The sequence below is a fragment of the Bacillus sp. N6 genome (assembly GCF_052805735.1).
In genome coordinates this window covers 2368891-2386115 of sequence record NZ_CM127843.1, presented here as the reverse complement: position 1 = coordinate 2386115, position 17225 = coordinate 2368891, and the positions used below count along the sequence as shown (strand labels likewise).

At 33.9% G+C, this 17225-nt stretch carries 21 protein-coding genes and 1 pseudogene; 4 read left to right on the top strand and 18 right to left on the bottom strand.

Features of this window, described 5'->3' with window-relative positions; translation table 11 throughout:
• Positions 1-25 precede the first annotated feature (25 nt).
• From ACUXVC_RS12370 to ACUXVC_RS12355, 4 genes are all read right to left on the bottom strand, one after another.
• Positions 26-154, bottom strand: a complete 129-nt coding sequence (locus ACUXVC_RS12370; RefSeq protein WP_000237818.1) for a hypothetical protein — start codon at positions 152-154, stop codon at positions 26-28.
• A gap of 112 nt (positions 155-266) precedes the next feature.
• Positions 267-1004: a type II toxin-antitoxin system SpoIISA family toxin gene (locus ACUXVC_RS12365; RefSeq protein WP_000624982.1), complete on the bottom strand. Its 738-nt coding sequence runs from the start codon at positions 1002-1004 to the stop codon at positions 267-269.
• Between the two features lie 238 nt (positions 1005-1242).
• On the bottom strand, positions 1243-1980 hold the full coding sequence (gpmA, locus tag ACUXVC_RS12360; RefSeq protein ID WP_446026103.1) for a 2,3-diphosphoglycerate-dependent phosphoglycerate mutase: 738 nt from the start codon (positions 1978-1980) through the stop codon (positions 1243-1245).
• 166 nt (positions 1981-2146) lie between these two features.
• A complete protein-coding gene (locus ACUXVC_RS12355; RefSeq protein WP_000191889.1) occupies positions 2147-2629 on the bottom strand; it encodes a MarR family winged helix-turn-helix transcriptional regulator in 483 nt (160 codons plus the stop codon).
• A 107-nt stretch (positions 2630-2736) separates the two neighbouring features.
• On the opposite strand from ACUXVC_RS12355, the gene ACUXVC_RS12350 reads away from it, so the two are divergent.
• Positions 2737-4422, top strand: a complete 1686-nt coding sequence (locus tag ACUXVC_RS12350) for an alpha-keto acid decarboxylase family protein (protein ID WP_446026102.1) — start codon at positions 2737-2739, stop codon at positions 4420-4422.
• Positions 4423-4579: 157 nt separating this feature from the next.
• Here the strand turns inward: ACUXVC_RS12350 and ACUXVC_RS12345 are convergent, their stop codons facing one another.
• The 13 genes and pseudogenes from ACUXVC_RS12345 to ACUXVC_RS12285 form a co-directional block, all read right to left on the bottom strand.
• A complete protein-coding gene (locus ACUXVC_RS12345) occupies positions 4580-5362 on the bottom strand; it encodes a class I SAM-dependent methyltransferase (protein WP_095690912.1) in 783 nt (260 codons plus the stop codon).
• Between the two features lie 333 nt (positions 5363-5695).
• Positions 5696-6103: a VOC family protein gene (locus tag ACUXVC_RS12340; RefSeq protein WP_000072495.1), complete on the bottom strand. Its 408-nt coding sequence runs from the start codon at positions 6101-6103 to the stop codon at positions 5696-5698.
• Positions 6104-6219: 116 nt separating this feature from the next.
• Complete coding sequence (locus ACUXVC_RS12335; protein ID WP_446026101.1) at positions 6220-6930, bottom strand: class I SAM-dependent methyltransferase; 711 nt, start codon at positions 6928-6930, stop codon at positions 6220-6222.
• 98 nt (positions 6931-7028) lie between these two features.
• Positions 7029-7187: pseudogene (locus tag ACUXVC_RS12330) on the bottom strand (ABC transporter ATP-binding protein); the annotation flags it as partial.
• Positions 7188-7711: 524 nt separating this feature from the next.
• Positions 7712-7924 (bottom strand): hypothetical protein, encoded by a 213-nt coding sequence (locus ACUXVC_RS12325; protein WP_065486066.1) that lies wholly within the window; start codon positions 7922-7924, stop codon positions 7712-7714.
• Positions 7925-8538: 614 nt separating this feature from the next.
• A complete protein-coding gene (locus tag ACUXVC_RS12320) occupies positions 8539-8742 on the bottom strand; it encodes a hypothetical protein (protein WP_255255486.1) in 204 nt (67 codons plus the stop codon).
• Positions 8743-9085: 343 nt separating this feature from the next.
• Positions 9086-10255, bottom strand: coding sequence for a serine hydrolase domain-containing protein (locus ACUXVC_RS12315; RefSeq protein ID WP_016081850.1), 1170 nt, complete (start codon positions 10253-10255; stop codon positions 9086-9088).
• An 809-nt stretch (positions 10256-11064) separates the two neighbouring features.
• Positions 11065-12015, bottom strand: a complete 951-nt coding sequence (locus ACUXVC_RS12310; RefSeq protein WP_001170296.1) for a nucleoside hydrolase — start codon at positions 12013-12015, stop codon at positions 11065-11067.
• A 214-nt stretch (positions 12016-12229) separates the two neighbouring features.
• Complete coding sequence (locus tag ACUXVC_RS12305) at positions 12230-12772, bottom strand: site-specific integrase (protein WP_095690914.1); 543 nt, start codon at positions 12770-12772, stop codon at positions 12230-12232.
• Positions 12772-13254 (bottom strand): ArpU family phage packaging/lysis transcriptional regulator, encoded by a 483-nt coding sequence (locus tag ACUXVC_RS12300; protein WP_016081851.1) that lies wholly within the window; start codon positions 13252-13254, stop codon positions 12772-12774. The genes ACUXVC_RS12305 and ACUXVC_RS12300 overlap by 1 nt, the downstream gene beginning before the upstream one ends.
• A gap of 27 nt (positions 13255-13281) precedes the next feature.
• Positions 13282-13461: a hypothetical protein gene (locus ACUXVC_RS12295; RefSeq protein WP_270185168.1), complete on the bottom strand. Its 180-nt coding sequence runs from the start codon at positions 13459-13461 to the stop codon at positions 13282-13284.
• A 116-nt stretch (positions 13462-13577) separates the two neighbouring features.
• A complete protein-coding gene (locus tag ACUXVC_RS12290; protein ID WP_095690916.1) occupies positions 13578-13778 on the bottom strand; it encodes a hypothetical protein in 201 nt (66 codons plus the stop codon).
• A 116-nt stretch (positions 13779-13894) separates the two neighbouring features.
• A complete protein-coding gene (locus tag ACUXVC_RS12285) occupies positions 13895-14164 on the bottom strand; it encodes a PadR family transcriptional regulator (RefSeq protein WP_095690917.1) in 270 nt (89 codons plus the stop codon).
• A gap of 567 nt (positions 14165-14731) precedes the next feature.
• On the opposite strand from ACUXVC_RS12285, the gene ACUXVC_RS12280 reads away from it, so the two are divergent.
• The 3 genes from ACUXVC_RS12280 (at position 14732) to ACUXVC_RS12270 (ending at position 16707) form a co-directional block, all read left to right on the top strand.
• Positions 14732-14875, top strand: coding sequence for a hypothetical protein (locus ACUXVC_RS12280; protein WP_446026100.1), 144 nt, complete (start codon positions 14732-14734; stop codon positions 14873-14875).
• A gap of 203 nt (positions 14876-15078) precedes the next feature.
• Positions 15079-15861, top strand: coding sequence for a hypothetical protein (locus ACUXVC_RS12275; protein WP_025709553.1), 783 nt, complete (start codon positions 15079-15081; stop codon positions 15859-15861).
• Between the two features lie 390 nt (positions 15862-16251).
• Positions 16252-16707 carry a hypothetical protein gene (locus tag ACUXVC_RS12270; protein WP_025709554.1) on the top strand — a complete coding sequence of 152 codons (456 nt, stop codon included), beginning with the start codon at positions 16252-16254 and terminating at the stop codon, positions 16705-16707.
• Between the two features lie 93 nt (positions 16708-16800).
• On the opposite strand, the gene ACUXVC_RS12265 is transcribed toward ACUXVC_RS12270, so the two are convergent.
• Positions 16801-17223 carry a hypothetical protein gene (locus ACUXVC_RS12265; protein ID WP_446026099.1) on the bottom strand — a complete coding sequence of 141 codons (423 nt, stop codon included), beginning with the start codon at positions 17221-17223 and terminating at the stop codon, positions 16801-16803.
• Positions 17224-17225: the final 2 nt, after the last annotated feature.

The following is a 17225-nucleotide window of genomic DNA, read 5'->3' as shown; positions in this document are numbered from 1 at the left end:
TAGCAAATGTAGAAAGAGTGTACACTTATGATTTTCTTTTTAATTCTTCTTCTAATTCTTCTACTTGCTGCAACGTATCCCCTTTTATTAAAGAGAAATCTGTTGTATCTTCGTTATCTTCTTTAAAAAAATCATTGTCATAATCTTTTACCACTACAATCACCTCTACATGCTAGTGTAGGAATGATTGTCCAATTTTATTCAACTTTGTCGGATTTTGTTTTTAATTTATGTATAGAAGAAAAGGACAGAAAAAGATTCTGTCCTTATTTACTAAAATAACTATGATGTATTGTTAAATTATATACATTTTCAAAATCCCGATCTTGCAGGTTATTTTTCTTTCCATCAATAACAATGAAAACGTCACTTACTATTTTTGCTGGTATAATCCCGACATTTTCTACTTGCACCGCTTTCTGCTCATTCAATTGCTCGATATGTTCTAACGGAACGATAATACTAAATTGCGAGCGAATACCACGAAAGTTTGTATTTAATTCCTTCGCGGCTTCAAAAACAACAATTTTCGCACCAATCTTTTCCCCATATGAATCTAAAAATGCATTTAAGCTCTTTGTATATTCCTCTTCCGTATGCCATTCCATCGTACCGAATACTGAGGGATTAACATTTTGAATAATTGTCGTGTATATTTCTCCTCTCGCTTTAGATGCAATTAATGATCGTTTTATTGATTGAACTGTCTTGCCAATATCACTAAATTTCGCACCCCATATTTCTGAAATATTAGGTGTTAAAATGAACGCAATATCAACAAAAATAACCATTGCAGTAAACATTAAAAGATTTTTCCAGAGGGTTAAATCAATTCCTTTTATCATGAAATACACGGTGACAGATATGATAAACAAACCATACCAAGTCTTTCTAATACGTTGCTTTTTCTCCTCGTACAACTCCTCATTTTTCCAATAAAAGAAAACAAGGACTACAAAGACAATCGCTAAAACAAATAAGCCAATTCGAATGTTAGAGATCATTAATCACATCACCCTCCATTCAAAAACTACTCACGATATCATTACATGCGCAAGCTGCTCTCTTTATGACAAAAGACGTGGACAAGCTTCTAAAATTAGCTACATCGCATATATATTAGAAAGTACCACGTCTTTTATCCTGTTATTTGTGGGCAGTAAGACCCCCACTGATTAAAATTTCACTTTACCATGAGTCTATATTGTATATGTAGACAAGCATTCATTTCAAATTTTCGTATTAAAAAGAAATATGTTTCGGAATTTCCCCTTCAGGTACTTCTCCATCCATACTTAAATAATAATGACGAATCGGACGTAAGTTTTCGTCTAATTCATAAACAAGCGGAATGCTAGTGGGAATATTTAATGAAACTACACCATCACTTGAAAGGTTGTCTAAATATTTTACTAGCGAGCGAATTGTGTTACCGTGTGATGAAATAATTACTTTATTACCACTTTTTAATGTCGGCGCAATTTCTGAATGCCAATAAGTAAGTACTCTCTTCTTCGTATCCTCTAAACATTCAGTTAATGGAAATTCACCTTTTTTGAGTGTTTTATATCTTGGATCATTCGCTTCATATCGAGGATCGTCTTCAGTAAGAGCCGGTGGTCTTACATCAACACTTCTTCTCCAAATATGAACTTGCTCCTCACCATATTTTTGTGCAGTTTCATCTTTATTCAGCCCTTGCAATGCACCATAATGTCTTTCATTTAGCTTCCAAGATTTATGTATTGGGACCCAAGTAAGATCCATCTCATGAAGTACAATCCATAACGTCCGAATTGCGCGTTTTAATACAGATGTATAAGCCACATCAAAAGTATATCCGTTTTTCTTTAATATTGCTCCTGCTTCTCTCGCTTCACTTAATCCATTCTCTGATAGATCAACATCTGTCCATCCAGTAAAGCGATTTTCAAGATTCCATAAGCTTTGTCCGTGACGAATAAGTACAAGTTTTATCATTATAATTCCCCTTTCGGAAATGTGAATTGTATTGTTCCATTGCGTACACGTATAAAGTATCTAGTAATGTATCTTTTTATCCATTCACTCTATGACCAAATCATAGTTGCCAAATGTATGGATAAAATTTGTTCTTTTTCAAACGATAAAAACAGAAGTTTTTTCATTATTTTTGATCGACTGGTAGTTCACGTTTCGTTATCCAAGCATCAAAACCTGATCGGCTATTTGCCATTTCATTCATAACTTGGTGCCAATTGTCCTCACATGATTCACCAAATTTTGAAAAAATAGCACCCATTTGTTGTCTTTGTACATCACTCAGTTTTTTCTCTAAATCTGTACCTTTTTCTGTTAAAGACAACTGTTTCACACGTCGATCATGCATAGCTTCATTACTCTCAATTAAGCCCTTTTCCACAAGTTGACGTAGCGGTCCGTGGAGAGCTTGTTTACTTATTTCTAATAGTGATAATAACTCATTTACACTTATCCCTGGAAAACGTGCGATAAAAAATAAAATTCGATGATGTACTCGTTGAATGCCATATTCTTTTATAATTTCATCTGGCTTTTCAGTAAATGTTTTATATGCAAAATAAAATAATGCTAATGCCTCATTCATCTGTTCTTCTTTATGTTGTGTCATCTACTTTCCCCCTGTATGTAAATTATACCACAATCTAGTAATGAATATTTTAATCAACGCATTAGAACTTATTTAGTCTATTGAAACATTCATTGCATAATTAGGAGATGATTCATTTGAAAAAACAATATACTGTAAGTACATATTTATTGGATAGACTACATGAATTAGGAATTGAACATATATTTGGGGTTCCTGGTGATTATAATCTTGCCTTTTTAGATGTTGTGGTAGCACATGAAAATTTAAAGTGGATTGGCAATTGTAACGAATTAAATGCTGCATATGCAGCAGATGGGTACGCTCGCATAAAAGGAATCGCTGCTCTTATTACTACTTTCGGAGTTGGAGAATTAAGCGCTATTAACGGTATTGCTGGCTCATATGCGGAAAACGTGCCAGTTATAAAAATCACGGGTACGCCACCAACAAAAGTAATGGAAAATGGAGCAATCGTCCATCATACGTTAGGAGATGGAAAGTTCGATCACTTTTCCAATATGTATCGAGAAATCACTGTGGCACAAACAAATGTAAAACCTGAGCATGCTGCTGAGGAAATTGACCGTGTTTTACGTGCATGTTGGAATGAAAAACGCCCGGTTCATATTAATTTGCCGATTGATGTATATAATAAACCAATTAATAAACCTACAGAACCAATTTTATATAAACCGATTTTAAGTAATAAAGAAGCGTTGGATAAAATGCTACTACATGCCACTTCAATAATAAATAACGCCAAAAAACCTGTAATTTTAGCTGATTTTGAAGTAGATCGATTTCACGCTAAAGAAAATTTACATCAATTTGTAGAAAAAACTGGGTTTCCCATCGCGACGTTAAGTATGGGAAAAGGAATATTCCCAGAAAAACACCCTCAATTTATAGGGATTTATACTGGTGATGTAAGTTCTCCGTACTTGAGAAAAAGAATTGATGAATCTGATTGTATTATTAGTATTGGTGTGAAGTTAACTGATACTATTACAGGCGGCTTCACACAAGGTTTTACAAAAGAACAAGTTATAGAAATCCATCCCTACACTGTGAAAATTATAGATAAAAAATACGGTCCAGTTGTAATGCAGGATGTTTTACAACATTTAAGTGATTCAATTGCGCATCGTAATAAAGATACTCTTGAAATTAAGCCATTTATTTCAGCACCATCACCTTTTACTGAAGAGTTCAATCCAAAAGCACAAATGGTCACACAAAAGCGTTTTTGGCAGCAAATGTACCATTTCTTACAAGAAAACGACATCTTAATTGTAGAACAAGGAACACCTTTCTTTGGTAGTGCTGCTATCCCTCTACCTAAAAACACTGCATATGTAGGACAACCGTTATGGGGATCTATCGGATATACATTGCCCGCTCTACTTGGTACACAGCTCGCCAATTTAGCACGGCGCAACATTTTAATTATTGGTGATGGTTCTTTCCAAGTAACTGCCCAAGAGTTATCAACTATACTACGTCAAAATTTAAAACCGATTATATTTTTAATCAATAACAACGGATACACTGTTGAACGTGCCATTCACGGCCAAAACCAACCTTATAATGATATACAAATGTGGGATTACAATAAACTATCAATGGTATTTGGGTCAGAAGAAAAAAGTCTAACATTTAAAGTAGAAAATGAAGCAGAATTAGCAGAAGTCTTAACAAATATAACTTTTTATAAGAATCAACTTATCTTTATTGAAGTTATAATGAGCCAAAGCGATCAACCTGAATTGTTAGCTAAACTCGGGAAAAGATTCGGTCAGCAAAATTCTTAATATAAAAGCATAACCTAATTATACAATTGGTAGTGTAAAACTTGTTTTGAGAATAGTTTCGACACTCAAAATACATAAGGAAAAGGATGGAAAGCACCATCCTTTTCTATTTTAAGAGCATTCTTCGACTAACGCCCCGTATGACAAGCAAAAATTCTTAATCCATCTTTAACTTTATAGCTTTTGTCGCAATAAATGTTTTAATATGCTTATCTAATATCCTTGTCCCACCAAAATCATCCTCATAAAAACCTGTTATAACAAAACCAGCTTCAATTTGGCCTTGAATTTGGTCTTCTAAAGTATGCGCATATTCTATTGTTTGATTTGAATCGATGTAATCTTGAACTTCATCCTCTGGTAAATAATCCAATGTTGATGAAGGAATTGAATGTTTAACATCAAGAATACCTTTTTGTTCTTGGTTATCATCAAAGATCCATAGTAACGGATTTGTAAATCCAGCAATAAGAATACCTTTATTCTTTAAAACCCTAGAAACTTCATTCCATACAAGATGAACATCTTTTACAAACAAGTTAGAGACAGGATTTACAACAATATCAAAATATTCATCCTCAAAGTCACTAAGGTTTGACATATCTCCTTGTACGGTTTTTAAAGTCAAACCATCCCGTTTTGCTACCTTTTCATCTTGTTCCAATTGCTTCTTAGATATATCAGTAACTGTTACATCTGCTCCAGCAGCAGCTAGAACTGGTGCTTGTTGTCCGCCACCTGATGCTAAGCAAAGTATCTTTAATCCATCTAATGACTTTGGAAACCACTTTCTAGGAACTGATTTTTCCGTAGTGACTGTAATCTCCCATTCACCTGATTTGCTTTTCTCAATAACCTCGCTACTTACAGGCTGCGTGTATCTAGAACCTTCTTCAACCTTCTTATCCCATGCATTACTGTTTTGTTGTGTAGTATCCATTGCGATTAGTCCTCCTAACGATCTAGTTGCATTCAATGTGTAAGCTTAATGCTTTCCTTTTTCTATTAACCTGCCTAATAGTTCATACATAGTTGTCTATATTTACATTAACAGATAAATGCAAAAATTACTAAAAAATTCTAAAAAGACAAAAAATTACACATCTATTCCATTCATTTAAACTAATCATAGAATTGTTAACTTTTAAACAACTCACTTCCACATAAAAAAAGCATTCCAAACCTGTTGACAGTTGGAACGCTTTTTTATGTTATTTAATTTTTCAAGCTTTTAACTAAATCGATTAAACAAATAAGTTACGCTTTTTCTTTTTTATTCAGCAAGAGTTAACTGCCAAGATACACCATACTTATCATTTAACCAGCCAAACTTTTTACTAAACGGATAAGAACCTAAAGGCATAAGAATTGCTCCATCCTGCGCTAATTTATGAAAGACCGTTTCAATTTCTTCTTCTGTCTCACAAGTTACATAAAGAGACATAGCTGGAGTGAATGTAAAATTATGATTTACATAACTATCAATACACATAAACTCTTGGCCATTTAGCGTAAAAGTTGCATGAATTACAGTTCCCTCTTTACCAGGTCCATTTTCATCATAGCGAGAAATACTTACAATTTCTGATTGATCAAATAGCGACGTATAAAAATTCATTGCTTCTTCAGCTTTGCCTTCAAACATTAAAAACGTAGTAATTTTTTGATTTGTGTTACTCATATGGAGACAGCCCCTTGTTATATATTTATGTAAAATATAAGTCGGCCAAAAAACCGAACGTACATTCCTATGTGTATTGTCTATAAAAACGATGAGTTTGTCAATTATCTACTTTCTTATTTCTTCTTAAATAATGCTGTCCAAAGAAATGATTCTCCAAACATTTCTTTCGGTTGTTTTATTTGTTTCATCCTTCTAATCTCAATTACCTCAAATTCTTTAAATATCTCTCTTAACTTTTCTTCCGAGTATGCAAGACCACCTTGTAGACTCCATTCTCTATATACGTCCCAATCTGTTATTTCTGATCCATTTCGCTCATCTAAATCGCCTGCCGCAAAACATGTTAATCCAAAATAACCACCCGATTTTAATGAGTTTTTAATTAAATCCACATAATTTATTCTTCTATGCGGTGGAATGTGATGCAAACAGCCCGAATCATATACAAAATCAAATTCGTTTTGAACCTCTAAATTAAAAATTGAATCACAAATAAAATGAATTGCTACCCCTTTTGCCAATGCCCTCTCTTTTGCCCAGTTAATGCCTTCTACAGATAAATCCACTGCTGTTACATCAAATCCTTGAGTCGCTAAATAAATGGCATTTCTACCCGGACCACATCCAAGTTCTAATACTTTCCCTTTTAAAACTCTCTCTTTTTGTATATAAGAAACTAGATTCTCATCTGGAACATTTTCAAAAAACGGAACATCCTTTTCTCTATTCTCATAAAACTCATTCCAAAATGGTTCAGCAGGTCTTAATAATGAATCAAGCATTTTTAAAATATCTTCTTGTGTTTGTAACGTTTCAGTTTTCATTTTTACCCTCCACATTTTAATAGTCAGAAAATTATTATATATCTTTTTGAACTTTCAAACAAAGAAAAAACTCCTACATTCAATAGGAGTTTTTCCCTTTAAAATCCAAGTATAGCTAACCATTTTAACAACTTCTCTTCTCGTACTTTCAAATAATCATGTTCATATTTACCCATCCGTATTTCACTAACAATTTCTCCGTCTGCCAAAAAAAGAACTCTTTCTGTTTTCACTGCTACCTTTACATCATGAGTCACTTAAGAAGATTACTTTGCTGAAAAATAAAGCCGATTTCGTTAAGGCGTATTTTTGCTAACGCCTCTTCTTTCATACATGATATTTCATACAACCATACTTTTCTAATAAAATAACGCTTTTGTTAAAATTCCACTTCAATCTTATTCATTTATGGTATAATCTGTATTATTTATTTTTTCAAGAAAGGCTAAAGTAATGAGAAAATACTTTGGTTTCATTTCAATTTTGTTAACTATTATCGTATTTTTCAATTTTTATAGTGATAGTAATTTAATTTATTTAATATTTGTATCACTAGTTTTAATTATTTTTGCTCCAAAAGGTATAGGAAGGAATTTTGCTATTATAGTTTTTATACTTGTAAGTATTTTCTACCCCTTCTTTTCCATTATTATTGCTACTATCATCGGGGCTATGTTTGGGGCTAGCTGAAATACATTTATAACAATTCCATTTACCCCAAATAAAAATTTTATTACATAATCATTTTGATTCATTTTCTCGATGGTATAATCTGCATAATTCACTTTTTAAGAAGGGATAACACAATGAGAGAATACTTTGGTTTCATTTCAATGTTTTTAACTGGATTCTTATTTTTCAATCTATATTTTGCCGGTCCTTTTTTAATTTTGATACCTATCTCAATCGTTTTAGCTATTTTTGCTCCGAAAGGTATAGCTAAAACGTTCGCTTTTGTTGGTTTAATAATTTTTAGTATTTTCTTCGCCTGCATATATATCTTCATTTATTTTATTTAATACTTATTTTAGACAATCCCTTTCTCTAAAATAAGTATTTTGTTAAAAACTTATATGGATATATTTTTCGTTATATAATTAAATGATTAATATATTAGGAGTATTAGTAATGTTAAAAACAATAATGATTTTGTTATACATCTGTTTCGGAATAAATGCAGTTTTTAGATTAATAAAGGAATTTCGAAAGCCACAGAAAAAACAGTTCTTGATTTTAGTTGATTCTCTAATTTTGATAGGGGCTATATTTTTAATGGATAGTTTCTTTATCTAAATTACATAAAAAGAACCCCCAGCAAGCGAAAGTTAACTGCTTTTTAATTACAATAACTATTTTGTTTAAATTTACCTTAATTCATATCAAGGTTTCTTAACATTCGCATTAATAACTGTATAATATAATTAAACTGTTTGTATGAGGGAGAATTATTATGAACTGGCAACAAAAATATAATCCAAATTCAGAATTAGTTTTATATATACTCTGTTTTAATGCATTCTGAGCATTCTGAGCAATTTGTTGCATTAATTCAAAATTAGTTTTATATGTACTCTGTTTTAATGCATTCTGATTACGCTGAGCAATTTGTTACATTAATTCAGAATTAGTTTTATATGTACTCTGAATGGTTTTGTTCAGTTTATCTACAGATTGATTAAATGCAAGTATATCTTGCAAAGGATTCGTTATATTTTGTTGTAGTTCCTTAAACTCAAACTTATTATTTTTCAACTCTTCTAGCACCCTTTTCTTTTTAATTTCAAGTTCTCTTTTTCTATATTCCTCTTCCATTTATGACACTCCCTTCCATATTTAATATTCTATCATTAAAATAAAACAAGGTAGACACCCTCTCTGTGCAAGTTACCCATATCTTATATTGTGTGTAACTAATCTAAACGCTACAGCCCTTGATATCAATAGCTTCATAGCACTTTCTCTTTTGAGTTACACAACACAATAAAAATGAGTAACTGTATAGAATAGGGTAGCACCACACATCCATCAACTTAAGGAGAATAAACGCTACCAAAACAAAAAAAGCCCCAAATTTTTCTTGAAAATAAGTTGGGGCTTTTGAAACAGAAAAGTATATTTTTAACTATGAAAAATACGATAAATTTTTCCTTTTTTCCTACTTGCTAAATTCAGCAAGTAAAATTTTTTTAAAAGGATTAGGACTGTCAGTTCTACCCAAACTATTCCAATTGACGACCAACGTATGCTTGCCTCCAAGTTTACCTCCAACAAGAGTTGTAAACCCTAGAATGCCACCTGTGTGTCCCCATATCGAGACACCGCTTGGAAGCTTAGTTTCATAGATTCCAAGACCATATCCATCGATTCCTTCTTTTCCTGTAGGAACTGTAGTAAGCATTTGTTTTAGTTGCTGTTCTTTCAGTAATTTGCCACCGAGCAAGTAAGAGAAAAATTTGTTTAAGTCGTCAGCAGTAGAAATCATATCTCCAGCAGAGCTACCTGCACTTGGGTTATAATAAGTAACGTCTTTTAGCTCACTTGCTCCGTCTGGTTGGACATATCCACGTGCATGGTTAGTGCCTGGAATAACGCTTGAATTGCCTGGTAGGAATGTATTCGACAATTCAAGTGGTTCAATAATTCGATTTTCAACTTCTTCCGCATAGCTGTTTCCAGTTACTTTTTCAATAAGGATACCCAGTAATACGTATCCTGTGTTTGAATAAGACCAGCCCTTTCCTGGAGCAAAGTCTGGGGGAAAAGAAATCCCCATCTTCACTAACTCTTCAGCCGTATACGATTTTTTTGTATCCGTAAAATCAACGTCTTTTGACCTTGAGTATTCAGCGATACCACTTGTATGGTTCAATATCTCCCGGATAGTAATCTTGTTACCATCATATCCATTTCCTTGAATGACACCAGGCAACCAGTCTTCGATGTGGTCGTCTAGCTTCAGGCGATTCTCTCCAACTAATTGAAGTACAACTGTTGCGGTGAACGTCTTCGTCACACTCCCAATGCGAAAGCGAAAATCTGTTTTCATTGGTTTCTTGGTTCTCAGATCCGCTATTCCAGCGGCATACCCCCACGTTTTTCCACCCTCAGAAGTTTTAGCAAGTATCCCCGGGTATCCAAATTGCAATGTATCTCGCATTGCTTGCTTGACGGAAGTACGATCTCGTTGAGTATTTGTTTGTAACGAACTAGATACATTTTGAGTAGGCTCTGCTTTTACAATTGAGGTTGGTGTTGTATATAACAGGGAACTTCCAGCTATTAAAAGGGCCAGACTTGCACATGTAATTTGACTACGTATTTTCATAAGGCATTCCTCTCCTCTATTCATATTGTATAGGTGTTTGCTTACGGATCCTTACTTCCTGAAAAGACTTAGGGAAAGGCCCTCACGCATATAGATTAAAGCCCCAGTACAAAGGTATCTATCAATACCAACAATTTGAGCCAGTTAAATCTCCATCCCTTCTATAACAAAATTATTCAAAGGTATGAAAGCATATTATGTACCCCTAGTTATTGTTAGGATTAACACAACATGAGACATAGCCCCAACCCATATTTTACTTTATTTATCCATGATATGTATTGAGAAAGAATGTAAATTCGAATCCTTTCCGTATCCCAACTATTAATCGTTTTTTTCATCTATTATAATTAGTTATTTTGAATTTCATAATAAAAAACTGTAAAAAAATAACGAGTCCCTTAACGTACAGGAAGCGGTTGAAAAATATGTCTAAACGCACAATTTTCTTTTTTGATATGGTGACCCCATCGCAATCAAGCTAAGGTTTTGAAGTACCCACTAAATGAAATTTCTCTTTCTCTATAGTTAGTTATTTTGAGAAGTCAGCTCATTTTTTGTTTTTTGGGTGTTTACTTTTCTTAAGTTGATGGATGTGGGGGAGCACCACATCCATCAACTTAAAGTTTTAATATACCAGAAATCAGGAATATTTTATTCTGTTAGCTTGATAGCGATAGGGTACAGCCAACATTTCGGAAGCTATGTATGTTAGACGAATTTTAACCTAAAAAAGTCGAATTCTTGTACGTGAAGTGCAGTGATATTTCATTCATATAATCCGTATTATCTGAAGTTAATAAAGTCTTTTACACTCTCTTCTTTAAGAACGTTTCCATAATATCCTTCCTGAACCTTTCATAATCAAATTGAAAAGCTACATTATGCGTTTTATAGCCTGGATTAGTAACAAAACGAAAGTCTGCAATGCTTTGACCAAATCCTTCCCCTTGATCAGGAATTACTTTAATGGGTACTCTCGAAAGGCTAACAGCCTCCCTATTTAGCAAATACCACACTGTTACAAAATCATGCATAGGACTTCCACTTATACCTGGATTAGACTTGGAGTAAAAATTATAATAATAATCTAACATAGGTTTAATGATAAGCCCTGCAAGATCCTGTGTATTCCGATGAAATGCATCGATTTGCTGGACCATTTCGGGTGTAACAATCGCATGTTGGGTCACATTTAAAGGAATAATTGTCAAGTTCTTTGCATGTTGCAGAATTAAGTTTGCTGCATAAGGGTCTGCGTAAAAATTAGCTTCAGCCACAGCAGTTACGTTACCTGGATAGAAAAAAGCTCCCCCCATGCAAATGCATTCTCTTACATTTCGCATTGTTTCTAAATTCAATACAAAAGTTGTAGCTAGCGAAGAAAGTCTTCCTAAATTAATAATTGTAAGTTCTTCTAAATTCGATTCTATAATTTGATAAATATCATTTAAAGGATAAACTGGATATGAAATTTCAGGTGGAATAATAGGTCCTAATCCAACTTTTCCATGTACCTCAGGGAAATACTGAGTCAATATACCTGTCAACGGTACAGAAGCACCAAGGAATACAGGTATTTCTTCTCTTCCCGCAATGTACTTTAAATAGTTAATATTTCTTATTACATTTTCTCTTGATACATTTCCATAATCGGCCACGATTCCTACAAGTTGAATGTCTTTACGAAAAAAGGTGTAGAGTATAGCAAACGCATCATCAATCCCTAAATCTGTAAACAGGAGAACCTTTTTTTGCATATCTCTTCCTCCAAAATTTATAGGATTCTACTTTCGCCAATGATGTAGTGATTATACTACGCTTGTATATATATTTTTTATGTATTCTTAAAGAGTGGATTCTATTCACTTGAAATAGCTTTGCTCATCTAAATTTGATTTTATGTTCAAGCGTAAGTTTCTGTTCTTAAGTCGATAAGCACGTGTTGCTATCCTTGAACAAAAAAAGCAATGATTAGATTTTAAACCTAGTCATTGCTTTATCCATTGCATCTTGGTTTACTCCTATATACCTTAACGTTACTCGTTCACTTGAATGATTGAATATCTCCATCAGCAAAGCTATGTTCTTTGTCTGCATGTACATATGATATCCAAATGTCTTACGTAATGTATGTGTCCCGATCTCTTCTAAACCAAACTTTGTTGCTGTGGTACTAAGTATTTTATATGCCATGCTTCTTCCGATTGGTCGATTCTTTCCTTGTCTGCTCTTAATTAAATACTCATAGTCTTCCATATCTTCAATGTACCACTTTAACTCTCTTCTTAATGCTGCAGTAATCTGAATACGTTTCTGCTTACCTGTCTTCATTTCACGCATTGATATATGGCTGCCATTTAAATCTCCAACCTTCAGTTTTAAAATATCACTAATACGTAGACCAGTATTAATTCCCATTACAAACAAAATATAATTGCGTTCATTCTTTTCTTTTAGATATTCTTTAATTTGTTGTATTTGCTCTGGATCACGTATCGGTTGAACAAAATTCATTATTTATTACCTCCAGTTTCTTCTGTCTCATAAACTTCTAATCCTAGTGCAAAAGCAAGTTTATAAAACGCTTTAGACTTCCAACGTCGATAAGTGCGCTCTGACATCCCTATCTCGTTATAAACCATGTAGTCACACACATCCTCTTCTTCTAAATAACGTTTATAAATAATATCTCTTTGAATACTTCCTGCACGTCCGTTTCCTAATCGATTTAGAAACTGATCAATACGTAATGACATTTTTTCAAGCCACTCTTCCCTTTTGCTTTGTTGAATATTTACTATAGCAACATCTTCTAATGGTTTTCCAACTGTATGTGTAGGACCATGCTCACGTATTTCATAAGAAGGAGTGACTTTCATTTCTTTACGCATCATCCCAAATTGTCTATGTATACGTATGCTTTCCAACACACCTTCTAATTCTTCTTGTGTCGCCGTTCTATCGATTTTTGGTAAGAAAGATAATTGTTTAGTCATGTAAGACCACTCCTTTTTATTTTTAAATTACTTTTGTCTTATTGCTCCACGTCTTCGTTCATAGCAAGGTCTATGCATCCCCATTAAATCTTCAATATCACGAGTGCTTAATTTCTCTTTTTGTTTTTTCTTGTTTTTCTTGTTTTTCTTCTTTCCTTGCTTGGATTTCTTTTTCCATTCAAGTAATTGATCCTTTAACACCTTCATTTCCCCATCTCCCTTTTCAAAATAAAAAGGACACCTATCCCTAAAACAGCTTTTATTGCTGCTTTAATGAATTGGTGCCCTCTAGTTTTCTAGCCGGACTTTATTCGCTTTTTATTTTAAATATCCCAATAGTCACTATTAACATCATTAGTATATTTGCTTACTTCCTTCTCTTTCCCACACTTTTCACATGTATAATAACTAACTATCCCCATCTTACCGGTTTTAAAATTTTCACTGTCTTGACTTTTAATAAGTTTATATCTATGTATAATACATTTAGGTTCTTTTAATTTATCCAACCAATTTCCTAACATAAATTAATCCCTTTCCTCTCGAAGATATTCTTACTATTCCCAGCCTCTTAAGAATACCTTAGAAAAGATTTCCAATCAATGTAATGTAGTAGCTTGTTTTTCTATAAACAAAAGGATTATATTGTTGAGTTTTCTTTCCAACTTTCGCCTTTACGAAAATGAATATTCCAGGCTTGTCTTTCTGTGAAACCTACTTCTTTTAACTCTTTTATATTTTGTGGTTCTTCAAAAGTGCACGGCACACTTATTTCTCTACTAAAATCAAAACCAGATTCATTCGTTTCACCAGAAGGAACATCAGCCCAATCAACACTGCCCCTTATTTCCACACTTTCTCCATCAGGTGTTTCTATAAAAAATTTTGCATCGTGTAAGTTCAAATTCATTTCCCTCTACCTCCTGAATAAAAATCAACATTCGGTCAATACTGTAGACAACCCATTAAGTTACTTTCTCCTAGTTCCCCCTTGGAGAACCAGCCGAGCAGTTAGCTTTTGCTAGCTGCTCTTTTAATTGCACGTTTTTGTCTTAATACTCATATATTATCGAGAATCAAAATATGATTTTGTATTAAAGGAAAAGTATTCTTTTTCATTACTCTACACCCATTGCCTTGGGCCGAGCAGTTAGCTTTTGCTAGCTGCTCTTTATTTGTAAAAAGCACTCAATTAACTAGACTTACATATAATATTTTGAGTTCCTTTCTTTATAAAATAGTCGTTATAAAATGAGGCTCGTCACAAGAGCACTTTACTAAGTGATCTTTTTGTGTTCCGAATTAATATAAAATGAAATTTTTATTTAATTTATAAAATAAAACTGCTTGTCCACTTCGATACATTCTTTAATCCCCCTTAACAACCTTTGCACTTCCATATAATTACATTCCAACTTCATGATTTGCTTTTTGCAACCATTACCTCCTATGGCGAGCAATCATAGAAGGTAATGGTATGAATGAAGAAAATATTGTTTTACATGGAGTTGCTGTTGAATCAAGTTTAATCGATTCAACTCTCCTATCTATTCTTCGTCATTCACTTTACCAACAGATCAACAGAGCAACAGGAGCAACAGGTTCAACGATATTGATTTAGGAAGCGGACTCTCTTATATATATTAAAAGCTTTTTGAAGTGAACCCATGTTCCTTATATATTATGGAATGGGTTTATATTTGTGACATAAGGGCTTATTTTTTTATTTATTTTAATTTTCAAGGGCCTTTTTCTTATACTTGATTGTTAACCAATTCATAAGTTGTAGTGTGTAAGTGGGTGAATGATAAGGATGGTGTAAAAATGAGTGAATTTAAAAAGAAATTTCATATTCCATGTGAGTGTTTCCTCCCCCCTGTACCCCCACCTCAAGTTGGACCAACCGGGCCGACTGGACCAACCGGACCGACTGGACCAACTGGGCCGACTGGGCCGACTGGACCAACCGGACCGACTGGACCAACTGGGCCGACTGGGCCGACTGGACCAACCGGGGCTACAGGAGTTACAGGACCTACGGGACCAGCTGCTACGGCATGTTGTCCATGTACGAATGTTCTTGATAACCCTGGATTTGATGAACCTGCAACACCAGGTACTCCAGTTCCAGGATGGATTGTAACGGGAAATGTTTCAGAAGTAGGATTTCCAAATGCTCACAGCGGTCGTTTTCTTCCAAATGGATCCTTGAGTGCTTTAGCTGTTTCTATTGGACCTGGTGGAATTATGACCCAATCTGTTGATGTGGGCGAAGGTTGTTGCTTTACCCTTTCTTTTGCTGGGGATATAAGAGATGGAGCACTCCTTGTTGCTTCTGTATCGTTTCCAGAACTTGGTCAAGGATGTCCTCCTAACCCTACAACACTTGGACCATTAAACATTCCGCACATTGTACCTGTTGCAAATCAACAACAAGCTGGCTTCCAACATTATACCCTTGTTGTGTGTATACCTGCTGATGTAACTACAGCATGTATTAGTTTCCAAAACTTAGCTACAGGTGGAGAAGGCGCAACAGCTTTTGTTGATAATGTTGTATTCCAACCTACTGGTGGACCTTGCACTTCATGTTCACAAAATTTTTAATATATTAAGGTATTTAAAGATTTTCGTTTACTGGCAAATTCAATAACTATTAAAGAGAGCATTCTAGCTCTCTTTTCATATTAGAAATCACCATAATCTGTCCCCCTCAACCTTGACTCCACTCACTATATATTCATTAATAAATTATTGGTTACTCTTCATTTCATTCCAATTACTATTTTATTTTAAATCTGCACTCCCCTTAGAAGCATACATAAGATATCAAGTGGTATTCTTTTTCAATATTATTTTTTATCCGAGAGCACCTTGAATGGCGCTCTTTAATTTTTAAATAATTACGAGAGCGGATTTTATTATGTTGTACAAGCACTACTTCACTTTATTAAATAGACTATATAGACATCTAAAAGAAGGGAGCTTTAAATTCATATGGCTGATTACTTTTATAAAGATGGTAAAAAGTATTATAAAAACCAAGCGCATTCGGATCATCAAAAAAATAACTGTTTTGTTGAGACTCATACAATAGGTGGTTCAGGAGAAAATTTAACTGGAAATATACCTACATCTATCGACCTCCTAGATACCACTCCACAAACAGTATTTGAAGATTTCACCAACAATCACAATAAAACATTAATTCAGTTATTTGTTGTCGGTATGAGTGCCCCCGTTCAAGTAACTATTCTAACAAGAAAATCTAGCGTACCAATTACTACTACATTACAACCTGTTCAAACAAAAATATTTCAAGTTGAAGATTTTAAAAGTCTTACTTTTACAAAGCAGGAAGGTCCTGCTAGTGTAGTTAGTTTATTTATTCAAAAAACATTTTGTATATGCTGTAACGATTCATGTGATGAATATTACCACGAATGTAATTGATAGATTAAATCACCAGAAGAACCCTTTATATAAAGGGTTCTTCTCCTTTCACTCCCCTCATTTCCCCGTTTTTTATTAAAATAACTATTTTGTTTAGTTTTCTAATAAACTCACACGTTGCAAATATCTAGCTAAAAAGTAACCGCTAAATCCTTCTAAAAACACCACTTGCGAGCCACTACTTGATTTGAATTGATCCGTCCGACAAGTCCAAATTTTACCGTTATAGTGATCCGCTTCTCCGCATGTATGCATCACTACCTTGTCGCCTATTTTAAATTCATCCACTACACCGAACGCCATTTGATACGCTCCTTTGTATTTACGTTTTATAAAATCAACTTGTTTCCACGTTCTAACGTTCCCGAAGCGTCCTTTCATGTAATTTATACAAACATGATCTATATCTTCTGGTGGGCTGGGGAAGTAAGTGGATGATTGCTTGCCGCCACTCGTTGTATAAGTCATATCTACGCCACCATTTTCATTCTTTATCATTTCAAATGTAGGTTTCATTT